The following is a 14,629-nucleotide window of genomic DNA, read 5'->3' as shown; positions in this document are numbered from 1 at the left end:
AACTTTCCGTGATCTACCCTGCGGGGGTGGACGCCAACAGTCAGGGTGCCGCCGAACTCCTGGAAGCGTTGATGCGAACGGCGGCGCGGTTCAGCGAGATGGGGCGGTCCGTCTCCCGCGACTTCTTCCCCCACGTCCGCGTCGAGCCCGTCTCCGACCTGGCCGGGCCCGCCGTACGGCTCGGCGCCGCGCTGGCGCTCCCGGGGCACGACCTCGTGTTCGAGACCGCCGTCGCGGTCGCCGAGGGGACGTTCAGCGTGCGGGGCGACCTCGTGCTGGACGGCGAGGAGCAGATCCTGGTCCTGCCGTCCGTCGAGACCGCCGACCCGGTTGCGTGCGCGGCCATGCTGGACCGGTACGTCGACGAGCTGACGACACCGGCCCGCTGGCACGTGCAGAGGCTTCTCGAGTCCTGCGAAGCGGACTCCTGACGCCTCACAGCGCCTGGAGTCCCTGGATCACCTCACGGAGGATGCGTTCCTCGGGCAGCTGGGCGACCGTGGCCTGTGGCCGCGCGGTGATCAGCCCCTGGTCGCGCAGGTCGCTCAGCAGGATGCGCACGACGTTCAGCGACAGGCCGAGCTCCGAGGCCAGGTCGGCCACGGAAAGGGGGATCCGGCACAGCTGCAGGATCCGCCAGTGCTCGGGGGCCAGCCCGGAGATCCCGCTGTACGCCGCGGGAGCCGTCCTGATGATGGTCATCAGGTCGAAGTCCGGCCCGCTCGGGCGCGTACGGCCACGGGTGAGCGTGTAGGGACGCAGCAGCGGCCCGTCCTCGTGCTCGGTCACGAGTCCTCCTGAGCGCGTTGCCAGCCCGCCTGGAAGGAGGAGAACAGGTCGCCCCGCTCCTCCTTGAGCTGCGGTGCCAGGTTGGCCTGCCGCACCCGGCGGGGGAGGGAGTCCCCGGCGCCGCCGATGGGCGGCGTGAGGGCCAGGGCTGGGGGCGAGGTCTCCGGCTGGGCGAGGCGCTCGACCACCGGTTCCCTGTTCTCGTTCTCCACCACGATCTCCTGCGGGAGCAGGAGCACGGCGCTCGTCCCGCCGTACGGCGAGGTGCGCAGGGAGACGCGGATGTTGTGCCGCCGGGCCAGCAGCCCGACCACGAACAGCCCGAGCCTGTCGCTGTCGGCCAGGTCGAACTCCGGCGGGTCGGCGAGCCGCGCGTTGAGGTGCGCCAGCTCCTCCGGGGGGATGCCGAGCCCGCGGTCCTCGACCTCGATGGCGAAGCCCCGGGCGACCATCTCCCCCCTGACCAGCACGCGGGTCTGCGGCGGGGAGAAGACCGTGGCGTTCTCGATCAGCTCGGCGAGCAGGTGGACGACGTCGGTGACGCTGCTGCCCACGAGCGAGTACCCGTGCGGCATGTTCACGTCCACCCGCAGGTAGTCCTCCACCTCCTCGGTGGCGGCGCGGGCCACGTCGTACAGCCGGACCGGGTTGCGCCAGCCGCGGCCGGGCACGGCGCCGGACAGGATGATCAGGCCCTCCGCGTGGCGGCGCATGCGGGTGGTGAGGTGGTCGACGCCGAACAGCCGTTCCAGCAGGTCGGGGTCGGTGATCTCCTTCTCCAGGCCGTCCAGCATGCCGAGCTGGCGCTGCAGCAGCGACTGGCTGCGCCGGGCCAGGTTCAGGAAGACCTTGTTGACGCCCTTGCGCAGCTCGGCCTGGCCGACGGCCGCCTCGATCGCGGTGTGCTGCACCGAGGTGAAGGCGCGACCGACGTTCTCGATCTCGACGGTGTCGCTGGCCTGGGCCACCGGCGGCGTCTCCGCCGCCACGTCGACGTCCTCGCCGCGCCGCAGCCGCCGTACGAGGTCGGGCAGCCGCCGCCCGGCCAGGTCGGCCGCGGCGCGGTGCAGGGTGCTCAGCTCGCCGGTCACCGTACGGGCGAACCGGAAGGAGATGAACGCGGTCGCGAGCACGGCCGCCAGGCCGAGCGCGCCGACGACGCCGATGTTCCAGAGCACGCCCTGGGCCAGTGGCACGGCGCGGGCGGCGGTGGCGTCGGCGGCCGCGTTGGTCGTCTCGGTGAGCTGGCGGGTCAGGGCCTGGGCCGTCGTCGGCCAGGCGATCGCCTCCGGCGGGAGCGGCTGGCCCGGCCGCACCCTGGCGATCACGTCGTCCTCGAGGGAGACGAACGCCGTGTAGACCGGGGTGGAGTTCAGCGTGCCGTACTGCTTGAGCAGGCCGGCGTCGAGCTGACTCGTGCCGAGCTGGTAGAGCAGGCGGCGCTTGCCGACCATCCCGGAGAAGGCGTCCCGCTCGTCCTGCGTCATCCGCCCGGACGCCTGCGCGCCCAGCACGAGCGCGGACTGCTGGCTCACCAGCTCGCGGCTGCGGGTGATCAGGATGAGCGCCTTGGTCTGCTCGATGATGTCGATGTCCGGGGAGATCATCAGCCGGTCGTAGACCTGGTGGGCGGTCTCGACGACCGCGCTGTACTCCTCGATCACGTCGAGGCGGGTGAGCCGCTGGTCGTCGACCTGGCCGCGCAGGACGTCGAGCCGGTCCATCTGCCTGATCAGGTCCTGGACCCGGTCCCACATGGCGGGAGGCGTCTCGTTCCGGGCCTGCTCCGACAGGCGGGTCAGCAGGACCGCGGTGGCGTCGGTCTTGCGGCGTTGCACCTGGAGGTCGGTACGCAGCGTCGAGGTGCGCCAGGCGAGGTAGCTCACCGACACGAACCGCTCGCTCTGCAGCTCGTTGATGGCCTCACTGACGGGATAGACGATGTTGTCGTAGACCTTCTGAATGCGCAGGAGCTGCTGCCCCTGCTCGATGGTCAGGGTGGCGGCGAACCCCCAGATCACCACCAGGGCGGTCACAGGCACCAGCAGGATCGCGAATATCTTGAAGCGGATGGACCGTTTCCGACCAGCCATCAGACCTGCCCGTCGGTTACACATGTGTTAACAGTGGCGAAACCATAGCAATCCGTAAGCTGGGCCACCAGGGATCGTTCCTAACGACTTGGGCCACAGCCCCATATCAGGACAGTCTCGACGTTCCGGAAGAAAGCTCTTGCCTATGGTTGTCTAGTTGTCAGACAATCCTTCCATGAACTCCAGATCGGGCCCGCTCGCGGTCGTCGCGGCGGCCGTCCTGTGGGGGACCGCGGGCACCGTGGGCACCCTCGCCGCCGCCGGCTCCGTCTCGCTGGCCGCGGCCCGCCTCGTGCTCGGCGGGGCCCTGCTGGGCGCGTTGGCGCTGGTCACGCACTGCCGGACCCGCCGCGCCTCCCATGGGAACGTTCCGACGCGCTGGGCACTGGTCCTGGGCGCCGCCGCCGTCGCGGCCTACCAGCTGTGCTTCTTCGCCGCGGTCGGCAGGACGGGCGTGGCGATCGGCACGGTGGTGGCCATCGGCAGCGGCCCGGTCTTCACCGGGATCCTGTCCTGGATCGTCGGACACGAGCGGCCGAGCGGGCGCTGGGCGCTGGCCACGGCCGCCGCCGTCGCCGGATGCGCGGTGCTCGTCACCGGCGGGGGAACCGGCGGAGGAGGGGGAAACGGTGGCGCGGACGCGGGGGGCGTCGCGCTCGCCCTCCTCGGCGGGCTCCTGTACGCCTTCTACGCGGTCGTGGCGGCCCGGGCCATCGGCAGGGGCATGGAGTCGGGGATCGTCATGGGCGTTCTGTTCGGCGGCGCGGCGGTGCTCATGCTGCCGGTCCTCGTGCTGACCGGACCGGGCTGGCTCGCGCGGCCGGGCGGCCTGCTGACCGCGCTCTACCTGGGCTGCGCCACGACCGGGCTGGCCTACCTCCTGTACGGCCGGGGCCTGCGGACGACCCCCGTCGCCACGGCGGCCACGCTCGCGCTGGCGGAGCCGGCCGTCGCGGCCCTGCTGGGCGTCGTGGCGTTGCGCGAGCACCTGTCCCTCGTCTCGTGGGCCGGTCTGGTGCTGCTCGCCCTGGGGCTGGTCGTGGTGGCGCTGCCCGCCAGGGCGCGCACGCCGGACTCCTCCGCACCCGAGACGCCGAAAGCGGCGGCTGGAAGCCGCCACTAGGCTCGGCACCGTGACCACGCTGAGGCCCGTCTCCACCGTCGAGGCGCTCGCCGCCGCGCTGCGCGAGCGGGTGCTGTCCGGGGACATCGAGCCGGGAGCCGCGCTGCCCGAGCAGGAGCTGTCCGCCCGGTACGGCGTGGCTCGCCCCACCGTGCGGGAGGCGCTGGCGCTGCTCGTCCACGAAGGACTGCTGCGGCGCGAGCGCAACCGCAGCGCGTACGTCCCGGTGATCACCTCCGCCGACCTGGCCGACCTCATGTACGTGCGCGGGCCGCTGGAGGAACTGATGGCGCAGGCCGTCGCGGGACGCCGGGTGACGGCGGCGGAGGAGGCGCTGGACCGCCTGTCCGCCCTGCCGCCGGGCGCGCCCTGGGCGGCCGTGGTGGCCGAGCACATGGCGCTGCACGAGGCGCTCGTCGCCGCGGCCGGCAGCCCCCGCCTGGAGCGCCTGTACGCCACGCTCGCGGCCGAGACGCGGCTCGGGCTGGTCGGGCTCAGGCACGCGTACGAGGATCCTCATGAGCTCGCGGCGGAGCACGCCGCGCTGCTGCGCGTCATCGCCGAGGGGCCGGCGGACGCCGCCGTCCACGCGGTGCGCGAGCATCTGCGGTGGCGGCACCCCTGACCCGCAGGAGATCCGGGCGATTCGTCTCGCACGTTCTGTCTTGGGCGCGGATTGCCTTTCAGGGTTTCTCTTGGTTGCGGATTCTCTTGCACGCCGCCGCTTCAAGTCGTCACAATCGCGGCCATGCACGGCAACCCAGTGCCGGACACCTATGTGTACGTCACCGAAGAAGGCGTGACACGTCACTACGCCGACGGCAGCGTCGAGGCCCTCGCTTGGGAGGACGTGGTCGAGGTCCGCGTCGGCGCCCATGCCGACCAGGATCCTCCCGGCCAGCCGGAGGACGTCTTCATCGTCCTGCTGGACCGTGAGGGCGAGGGCTGCGTCGTTCCGCACTCGGCGACCGACGCGAGCTTCCTGGCCCGGTTGCGCTACCTGCCGGACTTCGACCTCGACCGGCTGAGCACGGCGGTCGCGAGCGCGCGTTCCGACTACGTCGTCGTGTGGCGCAGCCCGGAGCCGCCGTCCCCGTTACCGGACCTGGAATACGACTAGAAGTCCACCGCGTGCAGGTCGGCGTCGGAAGCGCTCGACGTCGGCTCCTCCGTCCTCGGCGGCCACCCTCGGGTCGCACGCGCTCTCCGCGTCCGCCCGCCCTAATCCACGTCATTGACGGCACCGGCAATGTCGAGTGCGATTTCAGAGTCGATTCGACCAAAGGGAGTTTTCGGCGCATCGGTGACATAAAAGCACGAATATGGCAATACTCCCCGTGGGAGTGGCGGAGAAGGTCTGGCTTAACCCTTACGATCGAGTGAATAATACTGGTATATGACCTGATGGTGGTCGGGGGCGGCATCTTGGACCGTTCCCGTCAAGTCCTTCAGGTGGGCTCATTGCGACCAATTGTGGACAGGAGGCGTACGTTCCCTACCGGGCGGTCGCTGTCTAACATCATCTTCGTGCGGGCGCGCCCCAAATTGACTGAGGCGTGGGTCAACCATTGTGACCTGAGGGGCGTCAATCACCTGGACGGTCCGGCTACCTAGGCGCGGTGAGATGGAATCGCAGGCGGAGTTGGCGGAATCGGGGTCTTTTCCCCATGAAGTCCATGTACGGCTGCCGATGGGCGTGCCGACGCGTTCCTATTCGAGAATCCTCCTGGTGGGAGACCTGCTCTGCGCGGTTCTCGCCCTCGCCTGCGTCGAGCTGACCCGGCTGTGGTTCGGCGCCTTCATCCCGGTGTACGACATCGCGTTCGGCGTGACTCTGGCGATCTTCTGGCCGGCGGTCGTGGGCGTCGCCGGCGGCTACCGCAGACGCGCCTACGGCGAGGGCACGGAGGAGTTCCGCTCGGTCACCCAGGCGGGGCTGGGGCTCGTCGCGGCCGTCGCGATCGGGGCGTACCTCACCCAGACCAACGTGGCGCGCAGCTATGTCATGGCGATGCTGCCGCTCGCCACCGTGCTGACGCTGCTGTTCCGGCACCGCATGCGCAAACGGCTGCACCGCCTGCGCTCCAAGGGACATCACATGCGGCCGATCGTGGCCGTGGGGCACCGGCAGTCCATCCACGAACTGGTGCTGCAGCTCAGGCGGCAGCCGTACCACGGCATGCGGGTGGTGGCGGCCTGCCTGCCGAGCGCGCAGTACCGGAGGCAACGCTCCGACGTCGACGGCGTGCCCGTGCTCGGGGACTTCAGGGACGTGCCCGCCGTGGTCGACAAGGTCGACGCCGAGGCGGTCGCGGTCCTCGCGTGTCCCGAACTCCACGGCGCCGCCCTGCGCCGCCTCGCCTGGGGGATCGAGTCGCGGGGGACCGACCTGTTCGTCGCCCCGGCGCTGATGGACGTCGCGGGGCCGCGCATCAGCGTCCGCCCGGTCGCGGGGATGCCGCTGCTGCACGTCGAGCACCCCGACCTCCAGGGCTCCCGGCGCCTCGTCAAGAACGCCTTCGACAGGATCGTGGCGGGCGCGTTCCTTCTGGTCCTGGTCATCCCGATGCTCGCCATCGCGGCGGTCGTCCGCGCCACCAGTCCCGGCCCCGCACTGTTCCGGCAGACCAGGATCGGCAGGTACGGCCGCGAGTTCCACATGCTCAAGTTCCGCACGATGGTCGTGGACGCGGAGCGGCTCAAGCCGGTCCTGGCCGCGTCCAACGAATCGGACGGCCTCTTGTTCAAAATTCGGAACGATCCACGGATCACCCGCGTGGGCCATCTGCTGCGCCGCTACTCGCTGGACGAGTTGCCCCAGCTCCTCAACGTGCTGCGGGGGGAGATGTCGCTCGTGGGGCCGCGCCCGCCGCTGCCCGCCGAAGTCGAGCGGTACGGCACGGACGTGCACCGCCGCCTGGTCGTACGGCCGGGCATGACCGGACTGTGGCAGGTGAGCGGCAGATCGGACCTGTCCTGGGAGGAGTCGGTCCGGCTCGACCTGCGGTACGTGGACAACTGGTCGCTCATGCTGGACCTGCAGATCCTGTGGAAGACGTGGTCCGCGGTCACCGGCGGCAGGGGGGCCTACTGACATGAAGGCCCTCGTGCTCGCCGGCGGGTCCGGCACCCGGTTGCGGCCCATCACCCACACCCGGGCCAAGCAACTGGTCCCGGTGGCCAACAAACCCGTCCTGTTCTACGGCCTGGAGTCGATCGCGGCCGCCGGCATCAGCGAGGTCGGCATCGTCGTGGGAGACACCCAGGACGAGATCGAGGCGGCGGTGGGCGACGGGTCCCGGTTCGGCCTGCAGGCCGACTACCTCCGGCAGGAGGCGCCGCTGGGGCTGGCGCACGCCGTGCTGATCGCCCGCGACTACCTCGGCGACGACGACTTCGTCATGTACCTGGGCGACAACTTCATCGTGGGCGGCATCGAGAGCCTGGTCGAACGCTTCCGCACGCGGCGGCCCAGCGCGCAGATCATGCTGACCCGGGTGAGCGACCCCCGCCAGTTCGGCGTCGCGGAACTGGACGCGGACGGCCGGGTCGTGCGCCTGGAGGAGAAGCCGCGCGAGCCGAAGAGCGACCTGGCCCTGGCGGGGGTCTACCTCTTCACCCCGGCCGTGCACGCGGCGGTGGCGGAGCTCAAGCCGTCCTGGCGGGGGGAATTGGAGATCACCGACGCAATCCAGTGGCTCATCGACGCGGGCCACGACGTCGAGCCGTCAATCATCTCGGGCTACTGGAAGGACACCGGGAACGTCACCGACATGCTTGAGGTGAACCGGCTCGTGCTCGAGTCCCTGGAGCCCCGGATCGAGGGTGACGTCGAGGACTGCGAGCTCATCGGCCGGGTCGTGGTGGAGGCCGGCGCCTCGGTGCGCCGCTCCCGTATCGTCGGCCCGGTGGTCATCGGCGCCGGGACCGTCATCAGCGGTTCGTACGTCGGCCCGTTCACCTCGATCGGCGCCGACTGCGTGGTGAGCGGGAGCGAGATCGAGTATTCGATCGTGCTGTCCCGCGCGTCCATCGAGGGGGTCCGCCGGATCGAGGCGTCACTGATCGGGCACGACGTCGAGGTCACCCCAGCACCCGACACCCCGAAGGCTCATCGTCTGGTGCTGGGGGACCACAGCAAGGTTCAGATCAGCTCCTGAGCGGTTCCGATGCCTGGCGCGCCCGGGTCAGGGCCTCGGCCTCGTACTCCAGAGCCAGCTCCTCGGGCATGGGGGCGAGGTCGGCACAGCGCCTGAAATCCCGCAGCGTCGTGCCGGTGCACGCCGCGTCCACGTTGACCGCGCCCCGGCGCGCCCGCACGTCGTCGATGTGCACCGTGCGGAAGTCGATGCTGAATCGGGTGCGGCCCGAGGTGTTGGGCACCGTGGAATGCAGGTGGGCGCCGGAGAAGAGCATGAAGCCGCCTGCCTCCGGCACGATCCGCACCTGAGGGTCGAGCTCCACCTCTTCCTCGGGTTTGGGCTGCTCGCGGGAGTCGCTGTGGATGTGCCGGGCGGCCGTATGCCTGCTTGTAGCGTTCCATTTCGCGTAGTCGTAGCGGGTACTGCCGTTGGCGACGGGCTGGTCGAAGTAGCGGGTGTGAAAGGCCATGACGTTCTCCGGCACCACCGGATAGATCGGCATCCACCAGTTGATCTGGTTGAAGGGCGCCGAGTACCAGCAGTCGCGATGCGGGTGGAAAGCGTAGGAGATGCCGGAGGTCAGGTAGTCGTGGGAGGTGGACGTCCGCAACCGCGGAACGTCGAAGTAGGTCTTGTCCAACGAGCAGCCCACCTCTTCCAGGATGAGCGGCAGCAGTTTCTTGCACTGCGGATGGTGGATGAACCGCGGTTTGAGGTCGGCGAGCAGCCCGGCGAAGCGCTCGACGTCCATCTCGTGCTGCGCGGTCTCAGGATCGAGCCCGCCGAAGGCCTCCTCGATCAACTCGCGGGCGAACAGCACCAGCTCGGCCGAGGCCGAGGTGGCCGAATAGACGAACACGTCTCCTCGGTAGACGAGGTCACGCCGATCGTCGTCATTCAGACTGCTGCCCGTGAACACCGTTGTCATGCGGCTCCCTAGGTCGTGTCCCTCAGATCCTTGCCTGGTCGCGCCATCGCCTGTCGTCCCAGAGGGGCCAGGTTCGCGGGACCGCCCGACGATTCGGTCATGGCGTCCCCTCCACCGCGGGCGCTGCCTCGCTCACCCCTGACAGGGAAGGTTCTTCACGGTGGAGGTCACGTTGTACTCATCGTCGATGGTGACCAGCCTGTTACCCGTCCAGGTCGTCTTGGGGCAGTCGGAGTCGGAGGGGCCGTAGTCCCACGCTTGGTTGACGACGGCGTTGTCGCGGACGACGGCGCCGGAGGCGGCTCTGACTCTGATGGTGTAGGTGCCGCCGATGAGCAGGTTGTCGGTGACCTGGACGCCGGTGTTGGGGTCGACGAGGAAGACCGGTGCGGTGTGCTGGGGTGCGTAGCGCTGGTCGACGGTGTTGTGGTCGAAGACGAGGGTGTGGCCGGCGCCGACGGTCTGGATGCCGTCGGAGTGGTCGCCGGGGCGTGAGCAGAGCAGGACGTAGGAGTCGCGGATGACGACGTTGTCGCCGGAGACGCTGAAGCCGTCGCTGTGGTTGCGGACGTGGACGCGGGTGGCGGTGAATTGGGCGCTCCAGATTCCGACGCTCTGGTTGCAGCCGTTTTCCGGGCCGACGGTGGAGTCGCTGATGGTGAAGGGGTAGATCTTGCCGTCGTAGTCGTTCTTCACATCGCCGTCGATCTGGCTGTTGCGTACCGTCACGTTCTGGGCGGTGATCAAAAGCGTGCCGGGGATGTGCACCCCGTCCAGCACCGTCCCGTCCTTGGTCACGCGGTAGGCGCCGTAGAAGTCGGGTTGGAGCGTCTTCAGCCGTGTGCCTTTGGGCACGCCGGTGCACGCCGGGGTGGGATAGCCGGGGCACGCCGTCCCGCCCGTGTCCGGGGCCGTGGTGGTCTCGGACCGGCTGGGCACGGGAGTCGCCGGACTCCTCGTGACCGTCGGCGTCGGCGCCGGGCTCTCCACCGCCTCCGTGGGCGTGGGCGTCGGGGTGTGCCGCGTCCTCGTGGGTGTGGGAGTGGGGGTGGGCATCTCGGCGGAGGGACTGATCGACAGGGTCGCCGACTGCGATGGTGTCGGAACGCGCGTCGGCCCGGCGGTCTGCCCGGGAGACAACGTAGGAGACTGAACAGGAGTCTGGACGGGAGACTGCGCGGGGGACCGGGTGGCCGCCGGTGAGGGGGCCGCCGAGGGGAGCGTCGTCGGGTGGGACGGCCGCGGCCGCCACCACCAGCGGTAGATCGGGTCCACGTAGTAGTGGTAGTTCCGCGGGTTCGACTCGCGGGGGAACCCGCCGTCGCCGTACCGGTAGACGCCGGTCTTTCTCGGCACCGCGGTCAGCGGGCCCGATCGCGGCGCCTTGCCACGGCCGAGGGGTCTGGCCACGTAGGTGCCGTGCTCGCTGTGATAGGAGACCGTGTACGTCTCGTGTGCCCGGACCTGGACGGGAGAGCCGAACCGGACCTCCTGCCAGCCGCTCGGGGTTTCCTTGACGAAGGCGGCGGTGGCGAGCCTCCTGCCGTCGGCGTCCCAGAGGCTGCCGCTGTGCCTGCCCTTCTCGCCCCTCGCCTTGTAGAAGCGGACGCCGGTGATCCACCCATCCTCTGTCACGGTGAACCGTGAGCCGAGCTCGACCGGCGCATGATCGGCGTGTACAGGGACCTCGGGCTTCGTGGCCGGTGTCCAGAAGCTGACCTCCCGCAGCTTGGGCGTCGCCACGGGCGCGGGAGTCGCCGCCGAGTGCGGCTCTTTCCCGGCATCCCCCTCTCGTGCCACCAACCAGACAGCGGGAACGGCCACCACGACCAGCAGCAAGGGCAACGCGAAGGCCGCGTTGACCCGGCGGCCCCGGCGTAAGCCACTCTCCCTATTGCCGCGACCCCTGACCGAATGGACCATGGTGGAACTCCGTCCCGCGTGATGATCGCGCATTCGTCCGGTTTGATGGTTCTATGGGTACTACCGCGGGACATTGTTACCAGAGTGATAACAGGGTCGCATCGGTTTTGCCGAGTTTTCAGTACACGACATCAGGACGGGTGTTGATCGTCTCGTGAAACTCCTCGTTACCGGCGGTGCCGGGTTTATCGGTTCGCATTATGTTCGCACCGTATTGACCGGTGGCTATCCGGCCTTCCACGGAGCGTCCGTCACCGTTCTCGACAAGCTCACCTACGCGGGCAACCTGGCCAACCTCGCCCCTGTCGAGGGGCGTTACGACTTCGTCCAGGGCGATGTGTGCGACGGCGCACTGCTGGCCGACGTGGTTCCCGGGCACGACGTCGTGATCCACTTCGCGGCCGAGTCGCACGTGGATCGCTCCATCGAAAAGGCGGCGGACTTCGTCCGGACGAACGTATTGGGCACGCAGACGCTCATGGACGCGTGCGTCGCGGCGGGCGTCCGCCGCGTGGTGCATGTCTCGACGGACGAGGTGTACGGCTCGATCGAGACCGGCTCGTGGGACGAGGGCGCTCCGCTGGCGCCCCGCTCGCCGTACGCGGCGTCAAAGGCGGGCGGCGATCTGATCGCCCGCTCCTATGCGATCACCCACGGGTTGCCCGTGTCGATCACCAGGTGCGGCAACAACTACGGCCCCTACCAGTATCCAGAGAAGATCATTCCACTGTTCATCACGACCTTGATCCAGGGGGGCACCGTCCCGCTGTACGGCGACGGCGGCAACGTGCGTGACTGGATCCACGTGGCGGACCACTGCCGCGGCATCCAGCGGGTGGCCGAGATCGGCCGTCCCGGCGAGATCTACCACATCGCCGGGACGGCGGAGCTCACCAACCTCGAGCTGACCACGCGCCTCCTGGAGGCTCTCGATCTGCCGCAGGACCGGATTCGGTGGGTGGCGGACCGCAAGGGACATGATCGCCGCTACTCCCTTGACGACGGCAAGCTCCGGAACCTCGGCTACGCGCCGGAGGTGGGCTTCGACGAGGGCCTGGCGGAGACCGTCCAGTGGTACAAGGACAATCCGTCATGGTGGAAGCCGTCACACCGGGACGCGTCACGCCGGACCGGGCGGTAGAGCGTGGTGGAGTCCGCTGTGGCGGAGTCGAAGACCCTCGCGGCGGACAGGCCGCGAGGACGCTGGGCGCCGCTCGCGCCGTGGCTGGCCCTGATTCCGTTCGCCGGGTGGTCGGTGCTGCGCCTGACCGGCTGGGAACCCAAGTTCCGGTGGTCACAGTTGGTGTCCTTCACCCCGTACGTCGCCGGGGCGTCATTGCTGCCGCTCGCCGTGGCGGTCGCCCTGCGCCGCTGGCGCGCGGCCCTGGCGGCCGCGGTGGTGAGCGGCGCCCTCGGGGCCGCCGTCCTTCCGCGTGCCCTGCCGGACTGCCCCGCCCGGATCGCCGAAGGGCAACGGCTGCGGGTGCTGTCGGCCAATCTCCTCCATGGCAGCGTGCCCGTCGGCGCGCTCCTGGACGCGGTGCGGCGGCACCGGCCGGACGTGCTGGTCATGCTGGAGCTGACGGAGCCGATGCGCGACCGCCTCGTCGCGGCCGGTCTCAAGCGGCTGCTGCCCTTCGAGGTGAGCGAGGCGGCCCCGGACGCGATGGGCAGCGGTGTCTTCGCCCGTTATCCGCTCGAAGCCGACGGTTCGCCGTTCGGATGGCCCCGGCAGGTCCCGGCCAGGCTCGCCCTTCCGCACGGCGGCCGGTTGAGCGTGGTGGCCGTCCACGCCTGCGCGCCGTCACAGGGCTGGCGGGCGGGCTGCTGGGCGTCCAGCATCCGCGCGCTTCCGGCGGCCGAGGACGGCACGCTTCGCGTTCTGGCCGGTGACTTCAATTCCACGCTCGACCACACGGTCCTGCGAGAGCTGATCGCGACCGGCTACCGGGACGCGGCCGACGCGACCGGCAAGGGGCTCGCCCCGACCTGGCCGTACCTCGGACAGCCGTGGTTCATCCCCAAGGTGGCCATCGACCACGTGCTGGCCGACCGGCGCATCGCCGTGGACGCCTTCATGACGCTGCCCCTGCCGGGGACGGACCACCGCGCGACGCTGACCGACCTGATCGTCCCCCGGGAGGACCCATGAGATGGCTGGTGACCGGCGCCGGCGGGCTGCTCGGCACGGATCTGGTGGCGCTGCTGCGAGAGGAGGGCGAGGACGTCGTCGCGCTGACGCGGCTCGATCTCGACGTCAGGGACGCGAGCGCGGTGGCGGCCGCCGTACGCGACGCGGCCCCCGACGTGGTCGTCAACTGCGCGGGCTGGACGGCCGTGGACGACGCCGAGACCCGCGAGGAGGAGGCCCTCGCGGTCAACGGCCACGCGGTCCGCAATCTGGCGGCGGTGTGCCGGGAGCGGCTCGTGCAGCTCTCCACGGACTACGTCTTCGACGGCACGGCGCCCGAGCCGTACGCCGAGGACGCGGAGCCGGCGCCGGTCAGCGCCTATGGGCGGACCAAGCTCGCCGGGGAGCGTGCGGCGCTCGGCAACGGCGGGACGGTCGTGCGGACGGCATGGCTCTATGGGAGCGGCGGGCCGAACTTCGTCAGGACGATGACGAGGCTCGCGGCGGGCGAGGGCGCCGTCTCGGTCGTGGCGGACCAGGTCGGTCAGCCCACCTGGACGGCCGACCTGGCCGCGCAGTTGTTCCGCCTGGTGGCGGCGGGCGCCTCACCGGGGATCTATCACGCCACCAGCCGCGGGAGCACCAGTTGGTACGGCCTGGCACGGGAGGTCTTCGAGCTGGCAGGCGCGGATCCGGATCGGGTCAGGCCCGTCACGGCCGCCGAATACCCCAGACCGGCCCGACGACCGGCCAACAGCGTCCTCGGGCACGGCAGGTGGGCCTGCGCCGGCATCGCCCCCATCAGGGACTGGCGCGACGCCCTGCACGCGGCCTGGCCCTATTTCAAGGAGGCGTAGAAGGCCTGACATTCGGAGTAGACGGGCAGGGCCCCGGCTTCCATGAGTTCCTTCACCGTGGGCGCGGCGGCGTCGCGCTCCGACAGGATCGGTGCGCCCTCCACCGGCCACTCGACGCCGATGGAGGGGTCGAGAGCGTGCACACCGTGCTCACGGGAGGGTGCGTACGGCTGTGAGCACAGATATACGACCGTGGCCCGTTCGCTGAGCGCGAGAAACGCGTGCCCCAGGCCCTCGGCGATGTACAGACCGCGCCTGGATTCTTCGTCCAGGCGCACACTGTCCCACTTCAGAAAGGTGGGCGAGCCGATCCGCAGGTCGACGACCACATCGAGGATCGCACCCGAAACGCACGTGACATATTTCGCCTGGCCGGGCGGGACGTCGGCGAAGTGGATTCCGCGCAGCACTCCCCTGGTGGAGACGGAGCAGTTCATTTGGGCGAGTTCCAGCCGGTGACCGGTGGCCGCGACCAAATCGGCCGCCCGGAACGCCTCGAGGAACGAACCGCGCGGATCCGCATGGATCTGGGGTGTGTGGACCCAGGCGCCCGGAATGCTGAGGGAATCCATGAGGGGCAGCCTGCCACGTCATGAGCCTCTTGTAACGCAGGCCACGAATGAGCCGAATTACCGCTGGTGGG

General features: G+C 69.9%; 14 protein-coding genes. 9 read left to right on the top strand and 5 right to left on the bottom strand.

All coding sequences use genetic code 11. From position 1 onward, the window contains the following. The first annotated feature begins 26 nt into the window (after positions 1 to 26). Positions 27 to 431 carry a hypothetical protein gene (locus tag IL992_RS24705; protein WP_193205743.1) on the top strand — a complete coding sequence of 135 codons (405 nt, stop codon included), beginning with the start codon at positions 27 to 29 and terminating at the stop codon, positions 429 to 431. Positions 432 to 435: 4 nt separating this feature from the next. On the opposite strand, the gene IL992_RS24700 is transcribed toward IL992_RS24705, so the two are convergent. Then, positions 436 to 789, bottom strand: coding sequence for a DUF742 domain-containing protein (locus tag IL992_RS24700; RefSeq protein ID WP_193205742.1), 354 nt, complete (start codon positions 787 to 789; stop codon positions 436 to 438). Beyond that, complete coding sequence (locus IL992_RS24695) at positions 786 to 2,882, bottom strand: sensor histidine kinase (protein ID WP_193205741.1); 2,097 nt, start codon at positions 2,880 to 2,882, stop codon at positions 786 to 788. The genes IL992_RS24700 and IL992_RS24695 overlap by 4 nt, the downstream gene beginning before the upstream one ends. Before the next feature lie 175 nt (positions 2,883 to 3,057). Between IL992_RS24695 and IL992_RS24690 the strand changes: the two genes are divergently transcribed. The 5 genes from IL992_RS24690 (at position 3,058) to IL992_RS24670 (ending at position 8,165) form a co-directional block, all read left to right on the top strand. Beyond that, on the top strand, positions 3,058 to 4,005 hold the full coding sequence (locus tag IL992_RS24690) for a DMT family transporter (protein WP_193205740.1): 948 nt from the start codon (positions 3,058 to 3,060) through the stop codon (positions 4,003 to 4,005). 10 nt (positions 4,006 to 4,015) lie between these two features. Continuing rightward, complete coding sequence (locus IL992_RS24685; protein WP_193205739.1) at positions 4,016 to 4,630, top strand: GntR family transcriptional regulator; 615 nt, start codon at positions 4,016 to 4,018, stop codon at positions 4,628 to 4,630. Between the two features lie 123 nt (positions 4,631 to 4,753). Next, positions 4,754 to 5,125: a hypothetical protein gene (locus IL992_RS24680; protein WP_193205738.1), complete on the top strand. Its 372-nt coding sequence runs from the start codon at positions 4,754 to 4,756 to the stop codon at positions 5,123 to 5,125. A 609-nt stretch (positions 5,126 to 5,734) separates the two neighbouring features. Next, entirely contained in the window at positions 5,735 to 7,099 is a 1,365-nt protein-coding gene (locus IL992_RS24675) for a sugar transferase (RefSeq protein WP_319018797.1), read from the top strand. A 1-nt stretch (position 7,100) separates the two neighbouring features. Then, positions 7,101 to 8,165 (top strand): glucose-1-phosphate thymidylyltransferase, encoded by a 1,065-nt coding sequence (locus IL992_RS24670; RefSeq protein ID WP_193205736.1) that lies wholly within the window; start codon positions 7,101 to 7,103, stop codon positions 8,163 to 8,165. Here the strand turns inward: IL992_RS24670 and IL992_RS24665 are convergent. After that, positions 8,155 to 9,075, bottom strand: a complete 921-nt coding sequence (locus IL992_RS24665) for a phytanoyl-CoA dioxygenase family protein (RefSeq protein ID WP_193205735.1) — start codon at positions 9,073 to 9,075, stop codon at positions 8,155 to 8,157. The two genes, IL992_RS24670 and IL992_RS24665, sit on opposite strands and share 11 nt — an antisense overlap. A gap of 132 nt (positions 9,076 to 9,207) precedes the next feature. Further along, a complete protein-coding gene (locus IL992_RS24660) occupies positions 9,208 to 10,818 on the bottom strand; it encodes a DUF4082 domain-containing protein (protein ID WP_193205734.1) in 1,611 nt (536 codons plus the stop codon). 334 nt (positions 10,819 to 11,152) lie between these two features. Between IL992_RS24660 and rfbB the strand changes: the two genes are divergently transcribed. The 3 genes from rfbB to rfbD are packed head-to-tail and all read left to right on the top strand — an operon-like array spanning position 11,153 to position 13,986. Further along, on the top strand, positions 11,153 to 12,139 hold the full coding sequence (rfbB, locus tag IL992_RS24655) for a dTDP-glucose 4,6-dehydratase (protein ID WP_193205733.1): 987 nt from the start codon (positions 11,153 to 11,155) through the stop codon (positions 12,137 to 12,139). 18 nt (positions 12,140 to 12,157) lie between these two features. Continuing rightward, positions 12,158 to 13,150 carry an endonuclease/exonuclease/phosphatase family protein gene (locus IL992_RS24650; protein WP_193205732.1) on the top strand — a complete coding sequence of 331 codons (993 nt, stop codon included), beginning with the start codon at positions 12,158 to 12,160 and terminating at the stop codon, positions 13,148 to 13,150. Beyond that, positions 13,147 to 13,986, top strand: coding sequence for a dTDP-4-dehydrorhamnose reductase (gene rfbD, locus IL992_RS24645; RefSeq protein ID WP_193205731.1), 840 nt, complete (start codon positions 13,147 to 13,149; stop codon positions 13,984 to 13,986). Before IL992_RS24650 ends, rfbD begins: the two co-directional genes overlap by 4 nt. On the opposite strand, the gene rfbC is transcribed toward rfbD, so the two are convergent. Next, entirely contained in the window at positions 13,968 to 14,558 is a 591-nt protein-coding gene (gene rfbC / locus IL992_RS24640) for a dTDP-4-dehydrorhamnose 3,5-epimerase (RefSeq protein ID WP_193205730.1), read from the bottom strand. The genes rfbD and rfbC overlap by 19 nt on opposite strands. Positions 14,559 to 14,629 lie beyond the last annotated feature (71 nt).

The organism is Microbispora sitophila (assembly GCF_014892245.1).
Taxonomy (GTDB): Bacteria; Actinomycetota; Actinomycetes; order Streptosporangiales; family Streptosporangiaceae; genus Microbispora; species Microbispora siamensis.
The sequence above is the reverse complement of the archived record's forward strand: the minus strand, read 5'-3'. Positions and strand labels throughout refer to the sequence as shown.

Bases quoted from the DNA above. Each gene is read 5' to 3' on its own strand.
- IL992_RS24695 (WP_193205741.1), bottom strand. From the start codon at position 2,882: ATGGCTGGTCGGAAACGGTCCATCCGCTTCAAGATATTCGCGATCCTG.
- IL992_RS24690 (WP_193205740.1), top strand. From the start codon at position 3,058: ATGAACTCCAGATCGGGCCCGCTCGCGGTCGTCGCGGCGGCCGTCCTG.
- IL992_RS24680 (WP_193205738.1), top strand. From the start codon at position 4,754: ATGCACGGCAACCCAGTGCCGGACACCTATGTGTACGTCACCGAAGAA.
- IL992_RS24670 (WP_193205736.1), top strand. From the start codon at position 7,101: ATGAAGGCCCTCGTGCTCGCCGGCGGGTCCGGCACCCGGTTGCGGCCC.
- IL992_RS24665 (WP_193205735.1), bottom strand. From the start codon at position 9,075: ATGACAACGGTGTTCACGGGCAGCAGTCTGAATGACGACGATCGGCGT.
- rfbD (WP_193205731.1), top strand. From the start codon at position 13,147: ATGAGATGGCTGGTGACCGGCGCCGGCGGGCTGCTCGGCACGGATCTG.
- rfbC (WP_193205730.1), bottom strand. From the start codon at position 14,558: ATGGATTCCCTCAGCATTCCGGGCGCCTGGGTCCACACACCCCAGATC.